The following is a 25,770-nucleotide window of genomic DNA, read 5'->3' as shown; positions in this document are numbered from 1 at the left end:
GCCGACTACTTGCGACGCGACATCCAAGCGGCCGCACCGACACCGAGGGCCAGCACGCCGCCGACAGCGGCCACGACCTTGGGGTGCCGCAGGCTCAGGGCCGGCAGATCCTTCAGCACGGCCGGAACTTCCTTCACCTTCTGGCCGGCCTGCCCAGCAACTTCGGTGGCTCGGTGCCCGGCCTGGCTCGCGACCTCGGAGGCCCGGTGGCCGGCCTGGCTGGCGACCTCGGAAGCTCGGTGCCCCGCCTGGCTGGCGGTTTCCTTGACGCGGTGCGGGACGTTCAGCCGCTCGCTGAGCTGCTGGACCGTGTCGGCGAGGTGCGCGCGGGTCTGTTCCAGGTCGACCCGGAGCGTCTCGCTCTCGGTCAGCGGCTCGCGGTGGTTGGCGTTCTTGGTGGTGCTCATGATGTGGGTTTCCCTTCCGGCTGGTGGCCCTTGAGCGCTTCGAGGTCCTCGTGCACGCCGTCGACGGCACGTTGCGGGACGGGCGGAGTGGCACGCGAGACGTGCCGTTTACCGAGCAGCGCCGCGACCGCGGCGATCACGAACAGCGCGCCGGCGACGATCAGTGCCGACAGCCAGGCCGGTAGCGCGGTGGCCAACCCCAGGACCGCCGCCGCGATCAGTACGCCGAGCCCGTAGACCGCGACCGTACCGGCGCCGCCGAAGAGCCCGGCACCGACGCCGGCCTCCTTGCCTTTCACCTTCAGCTCGGCCTTGGCAAGTTGCAGCTCGTCGCGGACCAATCGGCTCAGGTCGCTGGTGAGGTCACTCACCAGCGCACCAACGTTGTCGTGACGACCATTCAGTTCGGCGCTCGGCCGGACTACTGGACGTGTCTCCATAACCGCCTCCCAGGCTCGGCTGACGACCCGGTACCCAGTCGGCGGACGGTTACGCAGAGCTTGCCGATCGAGCCTCGAAACGCACTGACTGTGCTCCAGGTGTGATCTAGGTCACATCGTGTCGACGCGGAACGGTCACGGCCGACGCAGGGGTAACGAGCGACACCACCAGGAGGACTGCGATGAACACAGTGATTTCGAAGGACGGCACGGCCATCGCCTACGACCGGCGCGGGAAAGGACCGGCGCTGGTGCTGGTCGACGGCGCACTCTGTTGCCGTGCGCAAGGACCGATGCCCGACGTCGCGGAGCAGCTCGCAGACGCCTTCACGGTCTACACGTACGACCGGCGCGGACGGGGCGAGTCCGGCGACACCTCGCCGTACGACGCCGACCGGGAGGTCGAGGACCTGGCCGCGGTGATCGAGGCGGCGGGCGGGTCGGCGTACGTCTACGGCTCGTCGTCCGGCGCGGCGCTGGCGCTGCGGGCGGCTCAGGCGGGCGTGGCGATCGAGAAGCTGGTCGCGTTCGAGCCGCCGTTCGTGGTCGACGCCAGCCGGAAGCCGGTCCCGTCGGACTGGGTGGACGAGCTGCGGTCGCGCGAGCCGGGTCCGGCGGTGAAGTACTTCATGACCAAGGGCGTCGGGCTGCCCGGCGCCATGGTCACGATGATGCAGCTGATGCCGGCCTGGAAGGGCCTGAAGGCGCTGGCGCACACGCTGCCGTACGACGCCGCGGTCGTCGGATCGAACGGGTCCGGGCAGCCGCTCGACGCGGCGCAGTGGGCGGCGATCGACGTACCGGTGCTGGTCGTGAACGGCGGGAAGAGCCCGGCCTGGATGAAGACGTCGACGCGGGAGCTGGCATCGGTGGTACCGGGGGCCGAGCACCACGAGGTGCCTGGTCAGATGCACGTGATCAAGGCGACGGCGATCGCGCCGGTGATCCGGGCCTTCTGCTCCGGGCACAGCCTGTGACGCGCGCGGGCCCGGTGAACCGGAGTCGGTTCACCGGGCCCGAAGCGGGGGTCAGACCAGGTTGCTCGCGCCGCGGGCGGCGTCGAAGCGGGCCTGGGCGTCGGCCCAGTTGACGACGTTCCACCACGCCTTGACGTAGTCCGGCTTCACGTTCTTGTACTGCAGGTAGAAGGCGTGCTCCCACATGTCCAGCATCACGATCGGGACCTGCCCGGCCGGCAGGTTGCCCTGCTGGTCGTACAGCTGGTGGACGAGCAGCCGCCCGGCCAGCGCGTCCCAGCCGAGGATGGCCCAGCCGGAGCCCTGGATCGTGGTCGCGCTCGCGGTGAAGTGCGCCTGGAAGGCGTCGAACGAGCCGAAGTACTCGTCCAGCGCCGCGCCCAGCTCGCCGTCCGGCTTGTCGCCGCCGTCCGGGGACAGGTTCTTCCAGAAGATGGAGTGGTTCACGTGCCCGCCGAGGTTGAAGGCGAGCGTCTTCTCCAGCCCGACGATCGCCCCGAAGTCACCGCTCTCGCGGGCCGCGGCCAGCTTCTCGAGCGTGTCGTTGAGGCCCTTCACGTAGGTCGCGTGGTGCTTGTCGTGGTGCAGCTCCATGATCTCGCCGGCGATGCTCGGCGCCAGTGCGCCGTAGTCGTAGGGGAGGTCGGGAAGCGTGTACGTGGTCAACTCTGCTCCTTCGTCGGGGCCCGCGGGGGCCGATATCTCCGATGTCCTCGGTCAGCGACACCAGCTTGAAACTTCAACCACGGTTGAGGTCAAGGCACCACGCGGGCGCGTGGTCCGCGGGTACCACCGACCGGTGCCCGGGACGACCAGCTGCACACCCCGGACACCCCCAGCTTCACATACTGCCCCAGCGGCCCGACGGGCGCGTCTCACCTACGACCCCGGCGGGAAACCCACCTCGATCAGCTCGGCCCGGAGCGCCTTCGCGAACGCGTCCGGTCGGCCCACGAAGCCGGTGTGGTCGCCGGGGAAGCGGACCGGGGTGATGCCGAGCCCGTCGGCGAGGGCGGTCGACGTACGGTCGCAGAGTTGGCCGGTCGAGTCCTCGCCGATGCCGATCACAACCTTGGCCTGCCGGAGCTTCGCCAGGTCGGGGAGCCAGGTGATGGTCTCGCGCATCTCGTGGTCGAACCAGAACCGGTGGTCGGCCAGCACCTGCGGGTCCTGCTCGCCGCCGAACATCATTTCCACCACTTCGTCCGGCAGCTGCAGGTTGCCGAGCTCGAAGAACTGCCGCCAGGCTCCGACTCGGTCGCCGGCCAGCCAGTCCGCCATCAGCTTCTCCGACTTCGCGAGCAACTCGTCCCCGTCCGGAACCAGGCGGTCGAGCGGCGGCTCGTGGGCGATGACGGCGTGTACGACGTCCGGACGGTCCTGCGCCAGCGCGAGTGCACTGACCGCTCCTCCGCTCGAGCCGAGGACGACGGCCGGCCCGGCGTCGACGTGCCGGATCAGCCGGGCCAGGTCGTCGGCCCGCTGGTCCGGCCGCGACGTACCGCCGGGGTTCAGCGTGCTGCGGCTGACACCGCGCGGGTCCAGGGTCAGCACGGTGTAGCTGTCGGCCATCAGGTCGGCCAGGGGTGCGAACGAGTCCGCATTCATCGGTGCGCCGACGAGGACCAGCAACGGCCCGGACCCACGCACCTCGTAGTACAACTCCGCCTCGGGAACCTTCAGTGTGTTGTTCATGCCGGTACCACGAACGGCGCCGGCCGGAATGGACACGTCAGTTCTGGTATAGGTCCGAGTTCGGGTCGAAGTCGGCTTCTTCGACGACTCGGCGGACTTCCACCTCGTCGCGGAGGGCTTCGGCGAGGCGGGCGGCCCATTCGATGGCTTCGTCGCGGTTGCGGACCTCGACGACGATGACGCCGCCGACCAGCTCCTTGGTCTCGGCGAACGGGCCGTCGGTGACCGTGCGCCGGCCGGCGTCGACCTTGACGCGGGCGCCCAGGGAGCTCCGGTGGACGCCCTCGGCGAAGAGCAGGACGCCGGCCTTGGACAGGTCCTCGACGACCTTGCCGACCGCCTCGCCCACCTCCGGCGGCGGGAACTTCCCGGCCTCGCTGTCGGCGTCCGCCTTGTTGATGATCATGAATCGCATTCCGGCTCCTTCGACGTGTAGATCCTTTGCTCTCACGTCGAGCGGCCGAATGCCAGATCGACACCCGGCCGCAGAAAGTTAGTTGGGCTGGTCGCCGTTGGGCTGGTAGGCGCAGGCGTCGGCCAGGTTCTGGGTGGGGCCGGGTGGGGTGGTGGTCGTGCCGGTCGGGCGCTGGGTCTTCGGAGCGACCGGTGTCGACGGGGTCGTCGATGGGGTGGACGGGGTCGACGGGGTGGTGGACGGGACCGGGTCGGACTCCAGAGCGTGCTCCACGGTGTCGCGGAGGGCCTGGTAGTCGGGGTGCAGGTGCTTGAGGCGGAGCTTGTCCGCGTCGAGGGTGACGTTGGAGACGGTGCCGGACTTGACCTTGAGGGCCAGTTGGACGAAGGCCGGGAGGAGCTCCTGCGGGATGTCGGTGCGGAGCAGGTGCTGGCCGGCGCGGGCGATCGCCTTGTACTTCGTGACGAGTGTGCGCGGGTTGGACGCGTCGACCATGGCCTTGATCGTGCAGCGCTGGCGGACCTGGCGCTGGTCGTCGTCGGCGCCGTACCGGCCGCGGGCGAACCAGAGCGCGTGCCGGCCGTCCAGGTGCTGGCTCGGGCCGGGCTCGATCCACTCCTTCGGCGGGATGTGCGAGCTGCTGATGCCGCCCATCGCGACCCGCTCGTTGACGTTCACCGTGATGCCACCGAGCGCGTCGACGATCTCCGGGAAGCTGGTCAGGTTGACCTGCACGTAGTAGTCCAGCTTCAGCCCGACGGCCTCGCCCACGGACTGCTTGACCACGTCCGCGCCCTCGTTGTCCGACGGCCCGAGGATGCCGGGGTGCGCGTCCGGGATGTTCTGGTACATCGCGGTCAGCATCCACTCCAGCCGCCCGTCGAGGCTGAGCCCCTCCTTGCCGAAGCCGTCCGGGTAGAACTTGTGCAGCGGCGAGTCGGCCGGGAACGGCATGAAGGTCAGGTTCCGCGGCAGCGAGATCAGCGCGACGTTGCCGGTCCTGGTGTCGATGCTCGCCACGATCACCGTGTCGGTCCGGACGCCCTCCCGGCTCGGCGCGTCGTCGCCGCCGAGCAGCAGGATGTTGACCCGCGGCTTGTCCTCCCACGGGTCCTTGACGTTGACCGTCGTCGGCCGGGTCGCGCTCTTGCTCTCGCCCTGCGCCTGGAACACGTCCTGCACCAGCGTCCGCTGCGCGAGCACGCTCTGTACGCCGATCGCCGCCGGCGCCGCGATCGCGAAGCACAGGATGCCGACGAACGCCGCCCCGAGCGCCCGGCCGCCCGTCCCGCCGGTTGCCGGACGCAACGACCGGTGCGACGCGACGATGACGACGATCCAGAGCAGCGCGAGCACGCCGATCGCCACCGACGTCATCAGCAGCCGGCTCGGTACGACGGCCGCCGCGAGCACCTCGTCGCGCCGGGTGAGACCGACGTACACCCCGAGGCCGACCAGGCCGAGGAAGAGCGTGAGCACGAACGCACCGATCCGCCGGCGGCCGCCGGCGATCAGTCCGGTCCCTGGGAGCAGTGCGCCCAGCAGGGTCAGACCCAGCAACTTCGGCACCGACCGTGGCCGGCTCGCTGCCGCGCGCGCACGACTACCCATTGGCTCTCCCGTCCCCGATTCAAGTGTGCGACACCGGCGCACCCTCTACCTCTTCAGACGTGTTACAGGAGCAATCGGTTGTCAAACATTCAGGTGCCCACCGCTGAACCCGTCGGTTTCCACCAGCGTCCGGACCACGGTCGCGATCCGGGCCGGTGGGGTCCAGGTGCTGGTGTCGGCGTCCGGCATCGCGGCGCGGTTGGCCGGGGTGTCGATGGTGCCCGGGATGATCGTGTTCACCCGGATGCCGCGCTTCGCGTACTCCGCGTGCAGCGCGTCGGCGAAGGCGAGCACCCCGGCCTTCGCCGTGATGTACCCGGCCGCCCCGGCGAACGGGCGCTGCGCCGCGCGGCTCGACGTACACACGATCGCGCCGCCGCCGGCCGCGAGCAGGTGCGGAAGGACGGCCTGGGTGATCAGGTACGTCGGTCGCAGGTTGAGCCGGAGCTGTTCCTCGAAGTCGTCGATCGGCGTCTCGTGCACCCGGCCGCCGCTGGCGAATCCGCCGACGAGATTGACCAGTGCGGTCAGTGGTGCGCTCTCGTCGGAGGTGGCGAGCGCGACGACGTCCGCCGTACCCGCGGGGTCGAGCGGGTCGGCGAGGACCGGGTTGAGCGCCGGGTCGGTGCCGAGGCGGGCGAGTGACTCCTCGGAGCGGCCGGGTACGACGACCCGCCAGCCGGCCCGCAGGAACTCGGCGGTCACCGCCTGGCCGAGCGCACCGGTGCCACCGGCAACAACCACTGTCTTGGTCATGCCGACGAGCTTAATCGGCTCGCCGCGGGGTCGGGGTGGGACTAGGTTGGGCGGTTGTGCGGATCTTGGTGCTCGGTGGGAACGGGTTTGTCGGGCGTGCGGTCGTCGCGGACGCGCTGAAGCACGGCGCGGAGGTGACGTCGTTCAGCCGTGGGATCAGTGGTACGCCGCTGCCGTCCGAAGTCACACAGCTGGTCGGGGATCGGGACACCGGTGAGTACTCGGCGCTGCGGACCGGCGCGTGGGACGCGGTCGTCGATCTAAGCGGCTTCCGGACGCGGGACATCGATCAGGCGATGGACGCGCTCGGTGATCGCGTCGGGCGGTACGTGTTCGTCTCGAGCCACGCGGTCTACGTGCGCGACCTGCCCGCTGGGACGGACGAGACCGCGCCGCGGCGGGAGCCGATGCGCGACGCCGAGGTGCTGACGAACGCGACGTACGGGCCCTGCAAGGTGGCGTGCGAGGACGATGTCTGGGAGCGGTACGGCGACCGCGCGACCATCGTTCGACCTGGACGCGTCACCGGGCCCGGTGACGCGTCCGGCACCGCTTTGTACTGGATCCGTCGCGGCGCCCGCGGTGGGCGTGTGGCCCTGCCGACCAAGCCGGAGGCCCCACTCCAACTCATCGACAGCCGGGACGTGGGCCGTCTCATCGTCCAGCTGATCGCCGACGGTCGCCCCGGCGCCTACAACGCGATCGGCCCGGACTCCACGATCGCCGAGCTGATCGAACTGGCCGCCGACCTGGCCGGGACCACCGTCGAGCTCGTCCAGGTCCCGTTCGACGCGGTCCCACCCCGCTTCCCCCTGATGGACCCCGAGGCCGAGTGGGGCGAACGCCGCCGCAACCCAGCCAAGGCGCTGGCAGCCGGCATGTCCCACACCCCACTCCGCCAGACCGTTGCCGACACGCTCGCCTGGGACGCGGCCCGCGGCACGCCCGACCTGTCGGTCGGCCTGACGCCGGAGCAGGAGCTGGAACTACTCCGGAAGAGCTAACGTTCGGCCGGCGTCCCGGGCGGCGTTGATGGTTCGGGTGAGGGTGTCTTTCAGGGCGGTGGCTTCGTCGGTGAAGCCTTCGACGATCGAGGTGTCGCCGACGGGTTCGGTGCGGGCCAGGAGTTCGATGTAGCGGTCGCCGTCGGCCAGGGCTGCTTCGGCGCGGAGGGCGGCGTCGGCGGAGCGGACCCGGTCGGCGTACCGGTCGAGCAGGTCGACCTTGCGCTTGATGGCGTCCACCGAGAGCGCGAGCGCCTGGCGCTGCGGGCCCAGTACGGCGTCCAGCTCGGCGGTCGCCATCCCGCGCGCCACATCCTGCTGGCGGGCTCGCAGTACCGTCTGCTCCCGCAGTACCTGCGCGATGTCCCACAGCTGCTCCGGCAGCACCAACTCGTTCTTCACATCATCGAGCAGGCCCTGCTTGGTGACTGTTGCCTCAAGCACCGTTCTGACCGCGCGCTGGGCCCGCCCGAGCAACCGCCCGGCCGGCTCGTCGAAGTCCTCCGGCAGCAGGTACTTCCCGTGCTCCAGCCGGACCGCCTTGTGCCCGCGGTCCTCGGCCAGCGACTTGACCACGATCCCGCCGGTCGCGAGGACGGCGAGCCCCGCGAGCACGAGCGCCGACCACGCCGCGGCCGCCGTCGGCAGCATCCCGGCGAGGATGATCAGCGCCAGGATCCATCCGCCGACGCACACCGCCATCCACACCAGCAGCGTGCCGAACGTGTTCCCCGGCGCCACCGACCACGACGTCTGCCGCTTCGGCTTCGGAGCGTCGGCCGCCACGAACAACTCCGGCCGCTGCTCGTACAACCGCCGCACACGCGCCGGCACATCCGGCGCGAACACAGGCTCCATCGGCACCTCCGGAGAAGACGTCAGCACTCAGCGTAGCCGCGCGCCGATCCCATCAAGCATGACCGCGAGGCCGAATTCGAAGAGGTGGTCGAGGTCGTAGTCGTACGTAAACCCGTCCGCAAAGAACTCGCGGAACTCGGACAGGTTTCCGGCCGCGATCATCGTCGCGAGCTGGCCGCCTTGCCGGTCCATCCACTCGTCCGCGGTCAGCCCGGTGTCCTGCTCGGCCTGCGCCTCGGCCTCCATCACCAGCGCGATCCCGCGCACGTACGCGAACGTGCTGATCATCGCCGACAGCGCGTCGACCTTCGAGAAACCCCGAAGCGCCCGCAGTACGGCGTTGCTGTGCGGCAGCAGGCCCGGCACCAACTGCGGCCGGCTGAGACTGATCGCGCTCGCCATCCACAGGTGCCGGCGGTAAGCCTTCCAGTGCACCCGCGCGACGAACGCGATCTGCTCCCGCCAGTCCGCCAGCGGCTCCCCCAGCGGAAACTCCTGGATCGCGGCATCGACCATCTGCATCACCAGCGCGTCCTTGCCCCCGACGTACCGGTAGAGCGCCATCGTCGACACCCCGAGCTCCGCCGCCAGCCGCCGCATCGACAACGCCGGCAACCCGTCGGCGTCCGCGATCGCGATCGCCATCCGCACGACCTCGTCCCGGTTGAGATCGCCGTCGACCACGACCCGCCGCTCGGCGGCCACCGCCTCGGTACGGCGCGGACGCGGCGGCGGCCCCACCACCGTCCCGACTCCCGGACTCGGATGCACGAGCCGCTCCTGCTGCAGCACCTGCAGCGCCTTCGTCGCGGTCGCCATCGCCACCCCGAAGTCGCGCACGAGCGCCCGCGTCGACGGCACCCGGTCCCCCGGCCGCAGCTCCCCCGCCTCGATCCGCCGCCGGAGCTCACCCGCGATCTGCTGGTACGGCGCCTCGCTCATCCAAGCCTCCCTAGTACGCATACATCGTACGTGCACTAGCCCGACGTGGGCTGTGGTCGTGTCAAGATGGGCGGCATGCTGCGCGAACTGCACCTCACCGGCAACCCGGATGCCGACAAGCTGCTCAACGACGACCCGTTCGCCCTGCTGGTCGGGATGCTGCTGGACCAGCAGTACCCGATGGAGCACGCGTTCTCCGGTCCGTTCAAGCTCGCGAACCGGATGGACGGGTTCGACCTGCACAAGATCGCCGCGACCGACCTCGACGCCTTCGTCGAGCTGGCCGTGACCCCGCCGGCGATCCATCGGTACGGCGGTTCGATGGGCCGGCGGGTGCACGCGCTGGCGCAGCACATCATCGAGAACTACGACGGCGAGACCGCGAACATCTGGCTGGCCGGCCGCCCGAAGCCGGACGGCGCCGAGGTGCTCAGGCGGCTGAAGGCGCTGCCCGGGTTCGGTGAGCAGAAGGCGAAGATCTTCCTCGCGCTGCTCGGCAAGCAGCGCGGCGTCCAGCCGAAGGGCTGGCGCGAGGCCGCCGGCCACTACGGCGACCGCGGCTCGCGCCGGTCGATCGCCGACGTCACCGATGCCGCGTCGCTGGGCGAGGTCCGCAACTTCAAGAAGGCCGCGAAGGCCTCGGCCAAGGAGGTCGCCGGCGCCTGACCCCGGCGCGCGACCGGCGCGACACTGACGCCGTACTTGTTGCAGGTAAGGCGGTTTGCGTGCGGGTTGTCCCTTGTGAACCGCGCGGTTTTCTGCGGCCGGCGACGGACCCGCCTATGCTCGGCTGGGGAACCCGACCGAGGAGCGCGGATGGACATCCGGGATCTGGATCGTAGGGCCGGTGCGGTGCTGGGCGAGGTCGTGATGCAGGTGCGGCCCGAGCAGTTGTGGTTCCCGACACCGTGCCCGGACTGGACGGTCCGGGGGCTGCTCCGGCACATCGTCAGCGAGAACGAGGGGTTCGCCGCCGCGGCCCTGAACGGCACCGCGCCGGTGCAGACCTGGAACGGCGGCCGCCTCGGCGACAACCCGGCCGGCGCCTACCGCCGGTCGAACGTCCGGGTCGCCGACGCGTTCGCCGACGGCGGGGCCCTGGACCGGCTGATGGAGGTGCGCGAGTTCGGCTCGTTCCCGCGCCGGGTCGCGCTGACCTTCCACCAGCTCGACTGCGTCGTGCACGCCTGGGACCTGGCCCGCGCGATCGACGCCCCGTACAACCCGCCGCCGGACATGGTGGAGATGGCGCTCACCCTGGCCCGCCGGATCCCCGACACCGACGCCTCGCGTGGCCCTGGTGCGGCCTTCGAGCGCAGCGTCAAGGTCTCCGGCACCGCCTCCAACTTCGACCAGCTACTCGGCCTCCTCGGCCGGAACCCGGACTGGGTCTCCCCGCTCGACTGAGTACTCCGGCAGGTCGATCGCGTCCGGCTTCGCCACGGTCATCTTGGCGAGTACACCGATCAGCGGCCGGGACGTCATCACCCGCAGCATCAGGTTGCGGTACCCGATCCCGAACGCGGTCATCGGCATCGCCAGCTTGATCCCGCCCGGCGGCAGCTCCATCCGCTGCTTGACGTAAGCCTGCATCCGGGCTTGGTACGCCGGGAACGCGCGGCCGTGATCGCCCTGCGCAGCGGCCAGCTCCCCCGCCAGTACATACGCCCCGACGAGCGAGAGCGCCGTACCGTGGCCGGCCATCGGCGAACCGCAGTACCCGGCGTCGCCGACGAGCGCGACCCGGCCGCGCGACCACTGCGGCACCACGACACGGCTGATGGTGTCGAGGTAGAAGTCGTCCGCCTCGCGCAACCCTTCCAGGATGTGCGCGGTGTGCCAGCCGAGTCCGGCGAACCGCTGCCGCACGAGCTCCTTCTGCGCGTCGACATCGCGCCGGTCGTAGGACAGCACCGGCGACCGGAAGCTCAGCAGCGCCTTCGCGTACCGCGGATCGTGGTCCGGTCGCAGCCCGACCCACAGCCCGCGCGGCGCGGAGTACAGCTTCATCCAGTCGTTCAGCGGCGCCGGCGTCTCGACGGTGAAGTACGACGTGTAGCCGCCGAGGTGTTGCACGAACTCCGGCTCCGGCCCGAACGCCAGCCGCCGCACCCGCGAGTGCACACCGTCCGCGCCGATCACCAGATCGAACCGCTCCGTCGTCCCACTCGCGAAGGTCACCGAGACCCCCGACGCGTCCTGGTCGAGCTCGACGATCGAGTCGTCGTACCGGTACTCGACGTCCTCGGTCACCCCGGCCAGGATCGCGGCCAGGTCGCCGCGCAGGATCTCGATCTCCGCGACCGGTCCCGCCCCGCCGAGAGCCTCCATCGACATCGCCGCCGCTCGCGAGCCGTCGGCCCGCACGTACTCCAGCCCCCGCTCCGGCAACTGCCTCGCCGCGACCTCCGGCATGATCCCCATTCGCTCGGCCACCGTGGGCGACACCCCGCGCAGGTCCACCGTCTGCCCACCAGGCCGTGGCCCCGGCGCGATCTCCACCACCGTCGGCTCGAACCCGAACCGCCGCAGCCAGAACGCCACCGCCGGACCGGCAATCCCGCCACCCGAAATCAATACCTTCATTGGCCTTCCCTCCACTAGTGCGCGTACGCCGTAACGGTGCACTACGCCCAGGTCGGAAGGCCAGCGCGTACTAGAGCGCCCTAGTGCACCTCAAAGGGTCAGGGCGAGTCGGGTGGCCTGGTCGATCGCGCGTTTGGCGTCGAGCTCGGCGGCCACGTCGGCGCCGCCGATCACGTGCACCGATCGACCGGCCAGGCCGTCGACGAGATCCCGCAGCGACTCCTGTCCGGCACAGACCACGATGTTGTCCACCGCAAGCACCCGCGGCTTCTCGCGCTTCGGCCCGAAAGTGACGTGCAGCCCTTCGTCGTCGATCCGCTCGTAGTTCACCCCGCGCAACTGCTCGACCTGCTTGGTCTTCAGCGCGGCCCGGTGCACCCAGCCGGTGGTCTTGCCGAGGCCCGCGCCGATCTTCCCCGCCTTGCGCTGCAGCAGATACACCTTCCTCGGCGAGGGTTCCGGCTGCGGTACGCCGAGGCCGCCGGCGACCGCAGTCGGATCGGCGACACCCCACTCCGCCTTCCACGCCGCCAGGTCCAGTGCCGGGGAGGCCGTGGTGGTGAGGAATTCGCTGACGTCCACCCCGATCCCGCCCGCACCGATCACGGCGACCGTGCCCCCGACGGGTTGCCCGTCGCGCACGACCTCGACGTACGAGAGCACCTTCGGGTGGTCGATCCCGGGGATGTCCGGGATCCGCGGTACGACGCCGGTCGCGAGCACGATCTCGTCGTACCCCGTCAGGTCGTCGGCCGTGGCCCGTCGCCCGAGGTGGACCTTGACGCCGGTGAGCTCGAGGCGCCGGCGGTAGTACCGGATCGTCTCGGCGAACTCCTCCTTGCCGGGGATCCGTTGCGCGATCCCGAACTGCCCGCCGAGCTCATCCCTCGCCTCGAACAGCTCGACCCGGTGCCCGCGCTCCGCTGCGGTCACGGCCGCCGCCAGCCCGGCCGGTCCCGCGCCCACCACCGCGATGCTCTTGGTACGACGGGTCGGCAGCAGCTGCAGCTCGGTCTCGCGGGCGGCCCGCGGGTTGACCATGCAGCTCGCCTTCCGTTTGGCGAACACGTGATCCAGACACGCCTGGTTGCAGGCGATGCACACGTTGATCTCGTCCGCCCGGTCGGTTGTTGCCTTCAGCACCCACTCCGGATCCGCCAGGAACGGCCGGGCCATGCTGACCAGGTCGGCGTCGCCGCGCGCCAGCACCTCCTCGGCGACCTGCGGGAGGTTGATCCGGTTCGAGGTGACGACCGGGATGCTGACATGCGGCTTGAAGGCCGCGGTGACGCTCGTGAAGGCAGCGCGGGGCACTGAGGTCACGATGGTCGGGACGCGCGCCTCGTGCCAGCCGATGCCGGTGTTGATGATCGACGCACCGGCCGCCTCGATCTCTTTGCCCAGAGCAACCACTTCGTCCCAGGTCTGGCCGCCCTCGACCAGGTCGGCCATCGACAGCCGGTAGATGATCAGGAAGTCGTCACCGACCCGCTCGCGCGTCTGCCGGACGATCTCGACCGCCAGCCGGCGCCGGTTCTCCGGGCTGCCGCCCCAGCGGTCGGTCCGCCGGTTCGTCCGCTCGGCCAGGAACTGGTTGATGAAGTACCCCTCGGAGCCCATGATCTCGACCCCGTCGTACCCGGCCGCACGGGCGAGCGCCGCGCACTCGACGTACGCCCGGATCTGCCTGACCACGCCGCGATCGGACAGGGCTCTTGGCTTGAAGGGGTTGATCGGTGCCTTGAGCGCTGAGGCCGAGACGCTGAACGGGTGGTACGAGTAGCGGCCGGCGTGCAGGATCTGCAACGCGATCCGGCCACCCTCCGCGTGCACCGCGTCGGTCAGGATCCGGTACTTGCGGGCCTGACGACGGCTCGTGAGTGTCGACCCGAAGGGCGTCAGCCAGCCGGTCCGGTTCGGCGCGTAGCCACCGGTCACCATCAGGCCGACGCCGCCGCGCGCCCGCTCGGCGAAGTACGCCGCCAGCTTGGGCAGGTCGCGCAGCCGGTCCTCGAGCCCGGTGTGCATCGACCCCATGATCACCCGGTTGGGCAGGGTGACGTGACCGAGGTCGAGCGGCTCGAGCAGGTGCGGGTACGCGGTCATGGCTTGTCCTTCCGGAGGGCGTCGATCACTTCGTCGCACCACGCCACGAACGACTCCTCGGCGCGGATCCCGCCCCGGAGGACGAGGTACTGATGCAGGTCGCGGTCGTGGAGCTTGGCCGGCTTCGGGAAGTCCCGCCGCTGGATCCCGCAGTACACCTCGAGCCGCGTCGCGTGCTCGGCCCGGTGCCGCTCGACTTCCCTGAGCACCACGCCTGGCTTGGCCAGCGAGGCACCGCGAAGCTTCACCCCGAGCGCATCCCGCAGTACGGCGGGATCCTCGGGCTCGGCCAGCCAGCGCGACAGCTCGGCCCGACCCGCGGCGGAGACCCGGTAAACCTTCTTGTCCGGACGGCCCTCCTGGGCGATCTCGGTATGACGAACCCAGCCCGCCTCGTCCATCCGGCGCAGCACGCGGTAGATCTGCTGATGCGTGGCCGGCCAGAAGTACCCAATCGACCGATCGAACCGCCGAGCCAACTCATACCCGGACCCGTCCCGCTCAGTCAACGCAACCAGAATCGCATGCTCCAACGCCATACCCCGCACCCTACCTATGCAACTCGTTGCACTGCACCCGATTGCATCCAAGCTCACAGTCCTTGTCCGGACATGCCTGGCGGGGTTCGGGAGAACAGCAAAGAGGAAGAGCCTTAGAGTGCTGGCCGGCTCGGCGGTCAACCGGAGGTTTTTCTGTCCGCGTCTTCGAGGGAAGAAAGGAAAGAAAGACCAGAGAAAGAAGATTTAGAGCGCGAGTGCACGTTCTGACACGCGAATGTTGCCACGGGCAATCTCCGGCCGACCACCGAAGCGAGCCACCACCCTAAATCTCTCTTCTTTCTCTCATCTTTCTCTAAGATTGGAGGCGTTTGTTGAGTGCGGCTGCGGTGACGGTTTCGGCGATGCGGCGGGCTCTTGTTTCCGGGCGTTTCGCGAGGGTGATCCAGGTGAGGATTGCGCGGCGGGCCGACGGGGGGAAAGCGCGGAAGTGGCGGTCTGCGGTGGGATCGGCTGTGAGGGCGGTCTGGAGGTCTGGCGGGACGATCAGGTTCTCGGCGTCGGCGAGTAGGTCCCAGGTGCCAGTGCGTTGGGCGAGCTCGACGAGCCCCAGACCGGCCGGATCCATCAGTCCGGCGGCGGTGAGCTGCTCGACCCGCTCCCGGTTGCGCTTGCTCCAGGTGCTGCGTGGGTTCCGCGGGGTGAAGCACTGGTACGTCGTCCGGTCGTCCCGGCGGACCGTCTTGCTGTCGATCCAGCCGAAGCACAGCGCGTGGTCAACCGCCGCGACGAGATTCAGCCCCTCCGCCTCGCGATGCACCACCAGCCACACGGATCGCTCACTCCGCCCGTGGTCCGCCAGCCACGCGCGCCACTCGGCCACGCCGTCACAGCTCAACGCCTCGTTGTCGTCCATGGCACCAGCATCCGCCAGATAAGTGCTCACCGAATGAGCACTTAGAACAGCACATCTCCCCGCTCATGATCCAGCAGCGCCTGCTTGCGCTCGAGCCCACCGCCGTACCCGGTCAGGCTGCCGGTCGAGCCGACCACGCGGTGACACGGGACGATAATGCTGATCGGGTTCTTCCCATTCGCCAGACCGACCGCGCGCGACGCTCCCGGCACCAGCCCGAGCGAGCGGCCGAGCTCGCCGTACGTCGTGATCTCGCCGTACGGGATGTCCTGCAATGCAGTCCAGACCCGCTGCTGGAACGGCGTGCCGGCCAGGTGCAGCGGCAGGTCGAACGTCTTCCGGTCGTGCTCGAAGTACTCCGCAAGCTGCTCGACGACCGCAGGTAGCACGGTGTCGTCGCGGTGGCCGAAGGACTCCAGCGCCGGACGGTGCCTGTGCTCGACCATGTAAAGCCCAGCCAGCTCGTCGTCATCCGTCGCCACCAGCGTCAGCGGGCCGACCGGGCTGTCGATCACGGCGTACGTCATTGCGATGCTTCCCACTGCGCCCGGTTGATCCGGTAGAGCACGTGCCGCTGCAGCCGGTGGCCGTCCGGGAGGCGCGGGTGGTCGAACTCGCCGTCCTGGACCATCCCGATCCGCTGCATCACCCGCTGCGAGGGCACGTTCGGGATCGCGGTGAACGAGACGATCTCGTCCAGGCCGCCCGGCCCGAACCCGTGCGCGAGCGCCGCGCGGGCCGCCTCGCTCGCATAACCGTTGCCCCAGGCATCTTTCGTGAGCCGCCAGCCGATCTCGACCGCGGGCATGAAATGCGCGTCGAAGCTCGGCACCGAGAGCCCGGTGAACCCGATGAACTCCCCGGTCTCCCGCACCTCCATCGCCCACAGTCCCCAGCCGCGCTCCTCGATCAACGGCAGGTTGCGGTCGATCAACGCGTCGCTCTGCTCGCGCGTCTGCACCGACGGGAAGTGCTCCATCACGGCCGGGTCCGCGTTCAGCGCGGCGAACGGCTCGCGGTCGGACTCGCGCCAGTTGCGCAGCAGGAGGCGGTCGGTGGTCAGGTCGGTCATCGTCACTCCGCGGGGATCTTGTTGATCGCGTGGTCACCGGTGGCCCACAGGTACTGCACGGCGTACGCGCGCCAAGGCCGCCATGCCCTGGCATGGTCCGTGAGTGGTTTGGGGGCCTCCGGCAAGCCTAGGTGACGGGCGGCGTAACGGATACCGAGATCGCTGGCCACGAACGCGTCCGGGTCACCGAGCGCGCGCATCGCGATCGACTCGACCGTCCACGGCCCGATCCCCGGCAGCGCGGCGAGCTGCTCGCGGGCGCGGTCCCAGTCGGCGCCAGCGCCGAGGTCGATCTCTCCGTCGGCCAACGTGCCGACCAGCGTGGTCAGCGTCGTACGGCGGGACTTCGGAAACGCGAGCGTTTCGGGATCGAGCCCGGCGAGCGCCTGCGTGGTCGGGAAGAGATGGGTCAGCCCGCCGGTCGCGTCCTCGATCGGTTCGCCGTGCTGCAGCACCAGCCGGTGCGCGTGGGTCCGAGCGGCCGCGGTCGACACCTGCTGGCCGAGCACCGCGCGGACGGCGAACTCCTCGCCGTCGACCGTGTGCGGCACCCGCCGGCCGGGTGCCTTCTTGATCAGCGCCGCGAGGACCGGATCCTCGCTGAGCAGGTCGTCGACGGCGACCGGGTCGGCGTCCAGGTCGAGCATCCGGCGGCAGCGGCTGATCGCGATCGCGAGGTCGCGCTGGTCGGTCAGCGAGAGCTGGCAGGCGATGTGGTCCGGCATCGGCTTCAGCGCGACCACGCCGTGGCCGTGCGGGAGCCGGAGCGTGCGGCGGTAGTGGCCGTCGCGCCACTCCTCGACCCCCGGTACGCCGGTGGCGATCAGGTGGCCGAACAGGTTGTCCGGGGTGAGCGGCGCGCGGAACGGCAGCCGGAGCGAGATCGTGCCGGGCGCGGAGAACGCCGTACCGCGACGAGCGCGGCGGCGGAGCTCGGTCGGGGCGAGGGCGAAGACCTCCTGCACGGTTTCGTTGAAGGTCCGCACGCTGGAGAAGCCGGCCGCGAAGGCGACGTCGGCCATCTGCAGGCTGCTCGTCTCGATCAGCAGGCGCGCGGTCTGGGCGCGTTGTGCGCGAGCGAGAGCGAGTGGGCCGGCGCCGAGCTCGGCGAGGAGTTGACGCTGGACCTGTCGGACGCTGTAGCCGAGCTGAGCGGCCAGTCCCGGTACGCCGTCGCGGTCGACGACGCCATCCGCGATCAGACGCATCGCGCGGGCGACCAGATCCGCCCGGTCGTTCCACTCCGGGGAGCCCGGACTCGCGTCCGGCCGGCATCGCTTGCACGCCCGGAAGCCGGCCTGCTGCGCGGCCGCGGCGCTCGGGTAGAACACCATGTTCTCGACCTTCGGCGGCACCACCGGACAGCTCGGCCGGCAGTAGATCCCGGTCGTCAGCACAGCAGTGAAGAACCACCCGTCGAACCGCGCGTCCTTCGACTGGACCGCGCGAACACACCGCTCCCTGCACTCGTACACGTCCCCCAGCATCCCTGCCCGCACCGACAGTTCTCTAGCGGTTTTGCGACGTGGAGATGGGCGGGGTCGGCGGAAATGCGACGCCACGGCCTCGGGGCGGATTCCTGCCAGCTTCCCTGTCCGCGCTCGGGTGGACTCGAAGGCATGGATGAACTGATGGGCAAGAAGGTACTCGTGACCGGCGGCAGCCGCGGGATCGGCGCCGCGACCGCGGTGGCGCTGGCGGCGCGGGGAGCCGATGTCGCGATCACATACAACGCGTCTGCTGACGCCGCGGCGACAGTGGTGAAGGAGATCGAAGCGCTTGGGAGGCGCGGGTATGCCGTGCCGGCGGATGCGGCTGATGCGGTGGCTGTCGGTGATGCGGTACGACGGGCCGCGGAGTTGCTGGGTGGATTGGACGTCCTGGTGAACAACGCCGGCGTGGGCGCGATCGGGCCGATCGGGGACCTGACGCTGGACGACGTCAACCAGGTGCTGGCGGTCAACGTGCGGGGCGCGTACGCCGCCGCGCAGGCCGCCGTACCGCTGCTGTCCGACGGCGCCCGTCTGATCCACATCGGAAGCTGCGCAGCCGACCGGGTGACGAGCCCCGGGATGACGCTGTACGCGATGAGCAAGTCGGCCCTGATCGGCCTGAGCAAGGCCCTGTCCCGCGAACTAGGCGCCCGCAACATCACCTCCAACGTGGTCCACCCCGGCCCGATCAACACCGCCATGAACCCCGCCAACGGCCCCTACGCCGAACCCCAGCTCGCCAACCTGTCCCTTCCCCGCTTCGGCACCCCCGAGGAGATCGCCGCAGCAGTCGCCTACCTAGCCGGCCCCCACGCCTCCTACATCACCGGCACCGAACTCTCCATAGACGGCGGCCACGCAGCCTGAACTGTCGGTCGCCGGGGCTAGCGTCACCCCATGAAATTCTCCGTGACGGTTGGGGCGTTCGGTGATGGTCGGGATCCGCGGGGGCTTGGTGAGTTGGCTCGGGTTGCGGAGGAGTCAGGGTGGGACGGGGTGTTTCTGGAGGACTATCTGGTTTATCAGGGGGACTCGTCTCAGGCGACGTATGAGCCGTGGGTTTGTTTGGCGGGGATGGCTGTTGCTACCTCGCGGATCCGGATCGGGATGACCGTCACGCCGTTGCCGCGGCGGCATCCGTGGCAGGTGGCGGCTGAGGCGGTGGCGATTGATCAGCTGTCCGGCGGGCGGATGATTCTGGGGGTGGGGATCGGGGATCCGGGGGATCCGTTCGTGCCGCGGGGCGAGCCTCGGGTGCTGGCGGAGATGCTGGACGAGGGGTTGGAGTTGATCGACCGGCTGTGGAGCGGGCAGCCGGTCACGTTCAGCGGGAAGCACTACACGGTGGAGGGAGCGCAGCTGACCGCGCGGCCGGTGCAGCGGCCGCGGATTCCGATCTGGGTTGGGGGCAACTTCTTGGTACCGGGGGTGCGGCGCCGGATCCTCCGGTGGGACGGATCGTGTGCGTATAAGGGCAGTACGGACGCACCGCAACAGGTCACCCCGGATGATGTCCTTCGACTGCTTGGAGACGGAGTTGCCGACGTCAAGGTGAGTGGTGGGGATCCAGCCGCGTTCGCGCGAGCGGGCGCTACCTGGTGGGGTCGGTGGATCGCGCCGATGTCGTTCGCGGACACCGTCGCGATCGTGCGGCAGGGGCCGCCGCGGATCTGAACCGTTGACACGGTCAGGAGTCCGGGGAGAGACTGCGGATGTTTTTAACGTTCAAAACGTCTGTGGGAGGCTGCGATGGCTACGTTGAAGCAGGTCGCCGCCCACGCCGAGGTGTCCGTACAGACGGTGTCGAACGCACTGAATGCACCACACCGCCTGCGCCCGGACACACTCGACCGGGTCAACCGGTCGATCGAACTGCTCAACTATCGCCCCAATCGTAACGCCCGCAGCCTGCGCACCAGCGCGGTCGAGCTGATCGGGTACTGCGTCCCGAGCTGGCCGAACCAGACGCATCTCGTGATGGACCAGTTCCTGCACGCGCTCTGCGCCGCCGCCGAGCGGACCGGGCGGCACATCCTGCTCTTCACCGCGGAGCCGGGGGTCGGCGGCATGCCGACGTACGACGATCTGCACGCGCGGCGGCTGGTGGACGGCTTCGTGCTGTCGCAGACCGAGACGCACGACCCGCGGCACGGGTGGCTGAAGGAGCAGGGCATCCCGTTCGTCAGCTTCGGGCGGGTGTGGAAGCAGACCACTCAACCCGGGCCGTGGGTCGATGTCGACGGCGCGGGCGGGTCGGCACTCGCGGTGCGGCACCTGTACGACACCGGGCGCCGGCGGATCGCGTTCATCGGGTGGCCGAAGTCGTCCGGACTCGGCGAGGACCGCAGCGGCGGCTGGCGCAGCGCGTGCAAGGAACTCGGGCTGCCGGCCGACGGCCTGTTCATCCGCTGCCGCGAGGACAGCATCGAAGAGGGCGCGCTGGCGACCGCGGCCCTGCTCGACTCCGAACGTCCGCCGGACGGAATCGTTGCCCTGAGCGACGTTCTCGCACTCGGCGCACTCCGCGAGCTGACCCGCCGCGGTCTCGCCGCCGGTCGCGACGTCGGCGTCACCGGCTTCGACGACTCCCCGCTCGCGGAAGTCGTCTCCCCCGGCCTGACCAGCCTGCGCCAGCCCATGGACCAGATCGCCGAGGAACTGATCGCCATCCTCACCGGTACCGACGACACCCGCACCGAACGACTTCTGCACCCCGAACTGGTCATCAGGGGCAGCACAGCCCCCGGCTAACCGGCAGTCCCGCGAGAAGGAGGACCCGCCATGACTCCCTATCCAACCAACAGAAGTACTGCGCCACCTGGCCGCCCGTTCCGCCGCACGGCCGGCATCGCCCTGCTGGCGGCGGGAACCGTCCTGGCCGGTCCTACCGCAGCGCTCGGCACGAATGCCCCGCCCGGCTCCCCGACCCCGAACGCCCAGTCCCGATCCGCGGAAGCGGATTCGTCCCGAGCTGCCTCCACCGGCGCGGCGGCAGGCTCCCCGGTCGGCTTCGGTGCCTCCTCGGAGCTCTCCACCAGCACCCGGCTCCAGGATCGCCGCTCCCTGGTCGTCGGGGACCGCGCGTACGCCATGGGCGACGAGTCCGGTCTCTACCCGGCCGCCGGCTGGCACGTGCGTGGCGAGATGGGCGGGTTCTGGAGCCAGCCGATCAAGCTGCTGGACGGGATCTGGTTCGGGCTGGACGGCAACTGGCTCGGCAAGGAGATCGCGGCGCAGAAGTACACGAGCGGCCACGGCTACAGCCGGATCGACTACGGCGGCGACGTGAAGGTCCGGCGTACCGACTTCGTACCCGACGGCGTGCGGGCCACCCTGGTCGGCCTCACGCTCAGCTCAACGACGGCGAAGACCGTCACGCTCGACGTCGACGCGCACTCCGAGCTGATGCAGTCCTACCCGTGGGACTGGACCACCCCGAGCGCCAAGGACGCGAACCTTCCGGACACCGGTGACTACACCGCCGGCGCGCTCCGGTTCCGCGAGCAAGGCACACCGAAGTACCCGAACGCGCCCGCCCACGACTACGCCGCCTTCGTCGGATCGTCCCTGCGTCCGACGGACCACCAGTTGGGATCGGACCACCGCGGCCCGCAGGACCCCGCGGTCATCTGCCCGAAGGACGGTACGACGCCCGCCCGCTGCGACGACTCGCTCACCGGCAACGGCACCGGCGGCCGGCTGACGTACCACGTCAAGCTCGCCCCCGGCCAGGGCACGACGATCTGGTTCGCCGTGGCCGGCTCCGACAAGGGCAGCCCGGACGCGCAACGCGAGTACGGCAAGGCCCTCAGCGACCCGGACAAGTTGTTCAAGGCAAAGACCGCGGAACGGCAGCAGATCGACAGCCAGTCCGCAGTGGACCTTCCTGGCGACCGTCTACTGCAGCAGAGCGTCGAGTGGAGCAAGCAGAACCTGGCCGACTCCGTCCAGCAGGCGAACAACCTGCAGATCCGCGACGTCAACGAGGGCAAGGACTTCCCGGCCCCGGCCGGGACGGTCAAGACCGCGCGCTGGATCGGCGCCGGCTTCCCGGACTACCCGTGGCTGTTCGCGACCGACGGCGAGTACACGGCGTACGCCGCTGTGGCCGCCGGCCAGTTCGACATCGTGAAGGAACACCTCAAGGCACTCCGCGACGTCAGCGACATCCTCAACCAGCGCAGCGGCAAGGTCGCACACGAGGTGACTCCGACCGGCTCCGTGTACTTCGGCTCGAACCAGAGCGCCGGGAACACCGACGAGACCGTCAAGTTCCCGAGCACCGTCGCCCTCCTCTGGCGCTGGACCGGTGACAACAAGTTCCGCGACGAGATGTACGACTTCAGCGTCCGCAACCTGCAGTACGTCTACCGCGAGCTGGACAAGGACGGTGACGGCTGGCCCGAGGGTCTGGCCAATGTCGAGCGCGCCGGCATGGGCGTGGAGAAGCTCGACAGCACCGTCTATCTCGCCCGTGGGCTGCGTGACCTGGCCGACCTGGCCGCGTCCAAGCACGACACCAAGACGCAGCAGTGGGCGACCGGCAAGGCCAACGACCTCGAGTCCCGCTTCGAGGCCCAGTGGTGGGTCCCGCAGGCGATGGGGTACGCCGACTCCGTCGACCTCGCCACCGACCCGACGAATGACAACACCCCGATCTTCCAGCGGCACTGGATCGGTGTCACGCCGATGGAAGCGGTCCTCACGAAGCCGAACGGATCGGCGCCACTCGCCTCCGCAGAGCACGCAAACATCGCGCTCGACCAGCGCGAAAAGCCTTGCTACACAGGCGAGTTCGGCCTGTTCCACACCGGGACCGGGCCGACGTCCGACCCGGCCGGCAACCCCGGCCCCTCCTGCGATCCGATCGTTTCCCAGGTGAAGAGCGAGCGGAGCATCTTCGGCCTGAACACGTCGATCATGGCGGTTGCCGAGGGCAACTTCGGTCGGCTGGGCCCGAAGCAGCAGCAGGTGTACACCACCGGCAACGCCCAGATCCAGCTCGACCCGAGTGTCTGGGAGTTGCCCGGCGCGATGCCCGAGATCGCCCCGTCGCCGGACTCCCCGGCGAACATCGGCCGGGCGTTCTACGACCGCTCGATGGCGCTCCAGGCGTGGGGTGCGTACGGCATTCTCTGGCCGGTGATCCACCAGCAGCTCGGCGTCGACCCGGATCTCGGCCACGGCCGGGTCAGCGTCGTACCGCAGGTTCCGGGTGGTCAGCAGAAGGTGGCCGGGAGCAACATCCGGGTCGGTCACGGATCGCTCGATGTGACGGCACGCCTTACTGGTAAGGCATTGCGGACCGAGGTGACCGCTCACGGGGTCGGGGCGGCCGTCACGGTCGGCGCCGTCGTACCGGCCGGATCGACAGTTCGGAGCGTGTTCGTCAACGGGCACCAGGCACAGTACGAGCTCGTCACGACGACGCGTGGGACGGAGGTGCGGGTCCAGGCGCGCGGTGCGCAGACGGACCTGACCGTTACTCTCCGCTGAGACACCCTGCAACCTGCCGGCCGGTGCACAGCCGTTCTGTGCACCGGCCGGCTGCTGCTGTCTTGACGTCTGTCCAGTTATGACACCGGCCGGTGCAGTTTGCGGACAAAGAAGGCGAGCCCCTCCGAGTATGAGTCGGAGGGGCCCGCACCAGCTGAAGGAAGGTGACGTCTCCAGCTTCCCGAAACGGCCCGTTGAGGCCGGCAGACCCCGTCACCGGTCTACCTCGGTGGGGATCCCCACCGCGAGGGCTCTCGGTTTCCGTTCGACCCGCCGCTCCCGTCAGAAGCAGCGTGTCGACATTTGTACCGCCGCGAGCAGGGGTCGCACAACCCTTTCCTGACAACAGTTTCGACCGTCCACAGTGTCCACGCTGATCATCCACAGAAACTCATCAACTTATGCACACCCCCTGTGCATAAGTTGCCGTCATCCCTTGGCCGGTTTGAGCGCCATCGGTCGCAGGATGAGATAACCGACGTACACACCGAGAGCACTGACCACGAGGACGGACGGTGCGCCCACGGCGAGTGGCGGACGGTGATAGCCATTGTTTTTCAATGCCTCTGCGAACCACTGCGCGACCACCAGCAACTCCCCCGCCACGGCCGGGACGAACGACAGCGGCAGCAGCAGGACTCCGCGCCAGAACCCGAGGCGGAAGAACGTGATGCCGAGCAGCCACCCGGTTGCCTCGTGCGACAGGATCTGCAGGAAGAACTCGGCGAAGATGAGACCGACCTGCGTCGGGCTGGTGAACACGTGCGGGTTGCTGAGCGTTTGACTCCACCCCTGCGACCGGTAGAGCAAGTGCTCGAACTGATAGACCAGAACCCAGAGCAGCGCGGTGCTTGCCGCGGAGCCGGTCAGGTAGATGCCAGCGGCAACGGAAATCATCCGCCGGGTGACGCCTTGGGCGACGAGCAAGGCGACGTACGCCGGACCGAGCGTGACGCCGAGCGCCAACGAGAAGTACTTCGGTGACGCGGAGCCGTAGTCCCACATGCTGTGGTCGACGCCGCTCGTCGCGAGCTGGATGGCGATCCCGCCGAACAGGAACGCGGCGATCATCACGACCCAGTAGCCGACGAGCATCTGGCGCAGGCCGACCACCATCGCCAGCAGCACCTGCCGCAGCCGGTGCCAGTCCGTGACACCGCCCGGCATCGAACGCTTGCTCTCCACGACAACGGTCATGAGCGCGCTCCTGTCGGGGCAGTGAGATGGACGAAGAGATCCTGGAGACCGACCGGACCGATCTCGAGGCCGGCCGCGGCGGCGTCGGCGACCAGGGCCGGGTCGAGGTCGCCGAGGACCGTAGTCGACTTGGTGCCACCGAGGCGCTCCTCCGCGAGCACGGTGAAGCCCTTGGTGAACCTGTCGACGGTCGCGGCCGGTCCGACGATCGACGCACCGCGGCCGCGCAGGGCGTCCACCGGGGACTGCGTGACCAGGCGGCCGTTGTCGAGGATGACCACTTCCTCGAGCATCGCGCTGACCTCGCTGACCAGGTGCGTGGACAGCACGATCGTGCGCGGTACTTCGGCGTAGTCGGCGAGCAGTACGTCGTAGAACAGGTTGCGGGACGGGACGTCCATCCCGAGGTAGCTCTCGTCGAAGATCGTCAGCGGCGCGCGGCTCGCCAGCCCGAGGACGACCCCGAGCGCGGACTTCTTGCCGCGGGAGAGTTTCTGGACCTTCTTCCCGACCGGGACCTCGAAGCGGTCCAGGAGGTCCGCCGCGAGGTCCGCGTCCCAGTACGGGCGGAGCGCGGCGGCCAGCCCCAGGATGTGCTTGACCAGCGCCGAGTCGTGCACGTCGCCGGACTCGCGGATCAGGCAGACCCGGCTCGTCACGATCGCGTTCTCGAACGGCTCGGCCGCCGCACCGAGGTCGCCGCCCTCGATCAGCACGCGGCCTTCGTCCGGTCGCCGGAACCCGGCCAGCGTCGCCGCGAGCGTGCTCTTGCCGGACCCGTTGCGACCCAGCAACCCGTGGATCTTTCCCGGCGCGAGTCGCAGGTCCAGCCGGTCCAGCGCGGGCACGCCGCCAAACCGAACAGACAGGTTTTCGGTGTGGACTGTCAGAGCCATCAGGCCTCACCCCAGGTGCGAATGTGCTGGATCACGTCTTTGAGCGGTACGCCGATCGCCTTGGCCTCGCGGATCATCGGGTCGACGACGTCGGCGATGAACGAGTCCCGCCGGCCGGTGCGGAGCAGGTCGCGGGCGTTCGGGGCGACGAACATGCCGATGCCGCGCTTCTTGTACAGCACGCCCTCGTCGACCAGTTGCGCGAAGCCCTTGGCGGCGGTGGCCGGGTTGATCCGGTAGAAGGCGGCGTACTGGTTGGTCGACATGACCTGCTCGTCCTCCGCGAGCGCACCGGTGACGATGTCGTTCTTGATCTGCTCGGCGATCTGCAGATAGATCGGACTCCGGTCGTCGAACACCACTACCCCCCTTCCTCGGTTCATTACCTGAGTAACGAACCGTAGCG

Annotated in this window: 27 protein-coding genes; 8 read left to right on the top strand and 19 right to left on the bottom strand. The window is 69.4% G+C overall.

Translation table 11 applies throughout. The annotated features are described in order from the left end of the window. Window positions 1-5 precede the first annotated feature (5 nt). Together AB0E69_RS05270 and AB0E69_RS05265 are read right to left on the bottom strand one after the other, a co-directional pair. The gene (locus AB0E69_RS05270) at window positions 6-407 is read right to left on the bottom strand and encodes a DUF3618 domain-containing protein (protein WP_360139818.1); all 402 of its coding nucleotides are present in this window, start codon (window positions 405-407) and stop codon (window positions 6-8) included. Further along, window positions 404-847 carry a phage holin family protein gene (locus AB0E69_RS05265; protein ID WP_360139815.1) on the bottom strand — a complete coding sequence of 148 codons (444 nt, stop codon included), beginning with the start codon at window positions 845-847 and terminating at the stop codon, window positions 404-406. The genes AB0E69_RS05270 and AB0E69_RS05265 overlap by 4 nt, the downstream gene beginning before the upstream one ends. 182 nt (window positions 848-1,029) lie before the next feature. Between AB0E69_RS05265 and AB0E69_RS05260 the strand changes: the two genes are divergently transcribed. Then, on the top strand, window positions 1,030-1,824 hold the full coding sequence (locus AB0E69_RS05260) for an alpha/beta hydrolase (RefSeq protein ID WP_360139812.1): 795 nt from the start codon (window positions 1,030-1,032) through the stop codon (window positions 1,822-1,824). A gap of 51 nt (window positions 1,825-1,875) precedes the next feature. Here the strand turns inward: AB0E69_RS05260 and AB0E69_RS05255 are convergent, their stop codons facing one another. The 5 genes from AB0E69_RS05255 to AB0E69_RS05235 form a co-directional block, all read right to left on the bottom strand. Continuing rightward, on the bottom strand, window positions 1,876-2,490 hold the full coding sequence (locus AB0E69_RS05255; protein WP_360139809.1) for a superoxide dismutase: 615 nt from the start codon (window positions 2,488-2,490) through the stop codon (window positions 1,876-1,878). A 213-nt stretch (window positions 2,491-2,703) separates the two neighbouring features. After that, window positions 2,704-3,519, bottom strand: a complete 816-nt coding sequence (locus tag AB0E69_RS05250; protein WP_360139806.1) for an alpha/beta hydrolase — start codon at window positions 3,517-3,519, stop codon at window positions 2,704-2,706. 37 nt (window positions 3,520-3,556) lie between these two features. Then, the gene (locus AB0E69_RS05245) at window positions 3,557-3,934 is read right to left on the bottom strand and encodes a YciI family protein (RefSeq protein ID WP_360139803.1); all 378 of its coding nucleotides are present in this window, start codon (window positions 3,932-3,934) and stop codon (window positions 3,557-3,559) included. Window positions 3,935-4,012: 78 nt separating this feature from the next. After that, window positions 4,013-5,545, bottom strand: a complete 1,533-nt coding sequence (locus AB0E69_RS05240) for an LCP family protein (RefSeq protein WP_360139800.1) — start codon at window positions 5,543-5,545, stop codon at window positions 4,013-4,015. Window positions 5,546-5,626: 81 nt separating this feature from the next. Then, a complete protein-coding gene (locus AB0E69_RS05235) occupies window positions 5,627-6,301 on the bottom strand; it encodes an SDR family oxidoreductase (protein ID WP_360139797.1) in 675 nt (224 codons plus the stop codon). Between the two features lie 56 nt (window positions 6,302-6,357). On the opposite strand from AB0E69_RS05235, the gene AB0E69_RS05230 reads away from it, so the two are divergent. After that, the gene (locus AB0E69_RS05230) at window positions 6,358-7,305 is read left to right on the top strand and encodes an NAD-dependent epimerase/dehydratase family protein (protein WP_360139794.1); all 948 of its coding nucleotides are present in this window, start codon (window positions 6,358-6,360) and stop codon (window positions 7,303-7,305) included. On the opposite strand, the gene AB0E69_RS05225 is transcribed toward AB0E69_RS05230, so the two are convergent. After that, on the bottom strand, window positions 7,288-8,163 hold the full coding sequence (locus AB0E69_RS05225; RefSeq protein WP_360139791.1) for a hypothetical protein: 876 nt from the start codon (window positions 8,161-8,163) through the stop codon (window positions 7,288-7,290). The genes AB0E69_RS05230 and AB0E69_RS05225 overlap by 18 nt on opposite strands. Window positions 8,164-8,190: 27 nt before the next feature. Continuing rightward, window positions 8,191-9,105: a GntR family transcriptional regulator gene (locus AB0E69_RS05220; RefSeq protein ID WP_360139788.1), complete on the bottom strand. Its 915-nt coding sequence runs from the start codon at window positions 9,103-9,105 to the stop codon at window positions 8,191-8,193. Between the two features lie 75 nt (window positions 9,106-9,180). On the opposite strand from AB0E69_RS05220, the gene AB0E69_RS05215 reads away from it, so the two are divergent. After that, window positions 9,181-9,771, top strand: coding sequence for an HhH-GPD-type base excision DNA repair protein (locus AB0E69_RS05215; protein ID WP_360139785.1), 591 nt, complete (start codon window positions 9,181-9,183; stop codon window positions 9,769-9,771). Between the two features lie 150 nt (window positions 9,772-9,921). Next, on the top strand, window positions 9,922-10,512 hold the full coding sequence (locus AB0E69_RS05210) for a TIGR03086 family metal-binding protein (protein ID WP_360139782.1): 591 nt from the start codon (window positions 9,922-9,924) through the stop codon (window positions 10,510-10,512). Here AB0E69_RS05210 and AB0E69_RS05205 read toward each other — a convergent pair. The 7 genes from AB0E69_RS05205 to AB0E69_RS05175 form a co-directional block, all read right to left on the bottom strand. Beyond that, window positions 10,462-11,691, bottom strand: coding sequence for an FAD-dependent monooxygenase (locus tag AB0E69_RS05205; protein ID WP_360139779.1), 1,230 nt, complete (start codon window positions 11,689-11,691; stop codon window positions 10,462-10,464). The two genes, AB0E69_RS05210 and AB0E69_RS05205, sit on opposite strands and share 51 nt — an antisense overlap. A 90-nt stretch (window positions 11,692-11,781) precedes the next feature. Further along, complete coding sequence (locus AB0E69_RS05200) at window positions 11,782-13,797, bottom strand: NADPH-dependent 2,4-dienoyl-CoA reductase (RefSeq protein ID WP_360139776.1); 2,016 nt, start codon at window positions 13,795-13,797, stop codon at window positions 11,782-11,784. Beyond that, window positions 13,794-14,336, bottom strand: coding sequence for a PadR family transcriptional regulator (locus AB0E69_RS05195; RefSeq protein ID WP_360139773.1), 543 nt, complete (start codon window positions 14,334-14,336; stop codon window positions 13,794-13,796). Before AB0E69_RS05195 ends, AB0E69_RS05200 begins: the two co-directional genes overlap by 4 nt. 313 nt (window positions 14,337-14,649) lie before the next feature. Further along, window positions 14,650-15,240: a YdeI/OmpD-associated family protein gene (locus AB0E69_RS05190; protein WP_360139770.1), complete on the bottom strand. Its 591-nt coding sequence runs from the start codon at window positions 15,238-15,240 to the stop codon at window positions 14,650-14,652. An 11-nt stretch (window positions 15,241-15,251) separates the two neighbouring features. After that, window positions 15,252-15,737: a methylated-DNA--[protein]-cysteine S-methyltransferase gene (locus AB0E69_RS05185; protein WP_360139767.1), complete on the bottom strand. Its 486-nt coding sequence runs from the start codon at window positions 15,735-15,737 to the stop codon at window positions 15,252-15,254. Then, window positions 15,734-16,282: a GNAT family N-acetyltransferase gene (locus tag AB0E69_RS05180; protein ID WP_360139764.1), complete on the bottom strand. Its 549-nt coding sequence runs from the start codon at window positions 16,280-16,282 to the stop codon at window positions 15,734-15,736. Before AB0E69_RS05180 ends, AB0E69_RS05185 begins: the two co-directional genes overlap by 4 nt. A 2-nt stretch (window positions 16,283-16,284) precedes the next feature. After that, complete coding sequence (locus AB0E69_RS05175) at window positions 16,285-17,781, bottom strand: AlkA N-terminal domain-containing protein (RefSeq protein ID WP_360139761.1); 1,497 nt, start codon at window positions 17,779-17,781, stop codon at window positions 16,285-16,287. A gap of 120 nt (window positions 17,782-17,901) precedes the next feature. On the opposite strand from AB0E69_RS05175, the gene AB0E69_RS05170 reads away from it, so the two are divergent. The 4 genes from AB0E69_RS05170 (at window position 17,902) to AB0E69_RS05155 (ending at window position 23,271) form a co-directional block, all read left to right on the top strand. Beyond that, a complete protein-coding gene (locus AB0E69_RS05170) occupies window positions 17,902-18,642 on the top strand; it encodes an SDR family oxidoreductase (protein ID WP_360139758.1) in 741 nt (246 codons plus the stop codon). A gap of 30 nt (window positions 18,643-18,672) precedes the next feature. Then, window positions 18,673-19,449, top strand: a complete 777-nt coding sequence (locus AB0E69_RS05165; RefSeq protein ID WP_360139755.1) for an LLM class flavin-dependent oxidoreductase — start codon at window positions 18,673-18,675, stop codon at window positions 19,447-19,449. Window positions 19,450-19,524: 75 nt separating this feature from the next. Then, window positions 19,525-20,526 carry a LacI family DNA-binding transcriptional regulator gene (locus AB0E69_RS05160; RefSeq protein ID WP_360139752.1) on the top strand — a complete coding sequence of 334 codons (1,002 nt, stop codon included), beginning with the start codon at window positions 19,525-19,527 and terminating at the stop codon, window positions 20,524-20,526. Window positions 20,527-20,556: 30 nt separating this feature from the next. Then, a complete protein-coding gene (locus AB0E69_RS05155) occupies window positions 20,557-23,271 on the top strand; it encodes a glycogen debranching protein (protein WP_360139749.1) in 2,715 nt (904 codons plus the stop codon). A gap of 429 nt (window positions 23,272-23,700) precedes the next feature. On the opposite strand, the gene AB0E69_RS05150 is transcribed toward AB0E69_RS05155, so the two are convergent. The 3 genes from AB0E69_RS05150 to AB0E69_RS05140 are packed head-to-tail and all read right to left on the bottom strand — an operon-like array spanning window position 23,701 to window position 25,723. Then, a complete protein-coding gene (locus AB0E69_RS05150) occupies window positions 23,701-24,468 on the bottom strand; it encodes a hypothetical protein (RefSeq protein ID WP_360139746.1) in 768 nt (255 codons plus the stop codon). Further along, window positions 24,465-25,364 (bottom strand): ABC transporter ATP-binding protein, encoded by a 900-nt coding sequence (locus tag AB0E69_RS05145; RefSeq protein ID WP_360139743.1) that lies wholly within the window; start codon window positions 25,362-25,364, stop codon window positions 24,465-24,467. The genes AB0E69_RS05150 and AB0E69_RS05145 overlap by 4 nt, the downstream gene beginning before the upstream one ends. After that, window positions 25,364-25,723 carry a GntR family transcriptional regulator gene (locus AB0E69_RS05140; protein WP_360139740.1) on the bottom strand — a complete coding sequence of 120 codons (360 nt, stop codon included), beginning with the start codon at window positions 25,721-25,723 and terminating at the stop codon, window positions 25,364-25,366. Before AB0E69_RS05140 ends, AB0E69_RS05145 begins: the two co-directional genes overlap by 1 nt. Window positions 25,724-25,770 lie beyond the last annotated feature (47 nt).

Source organism: Kribbella sp. NPDC026611, assembly GCF_040638345.1.
In the GTDB taxonomy this organism is placed as follows: Bacteria; Actinomycetota; Actinomycetes; order Propionibacteriales; family Kribbellaceae; genus Kribbella.
Note: the sequence above shows the minus strand (reverse complement) of the source record. Positions and strands in the feature narration are given on the sequence as shown.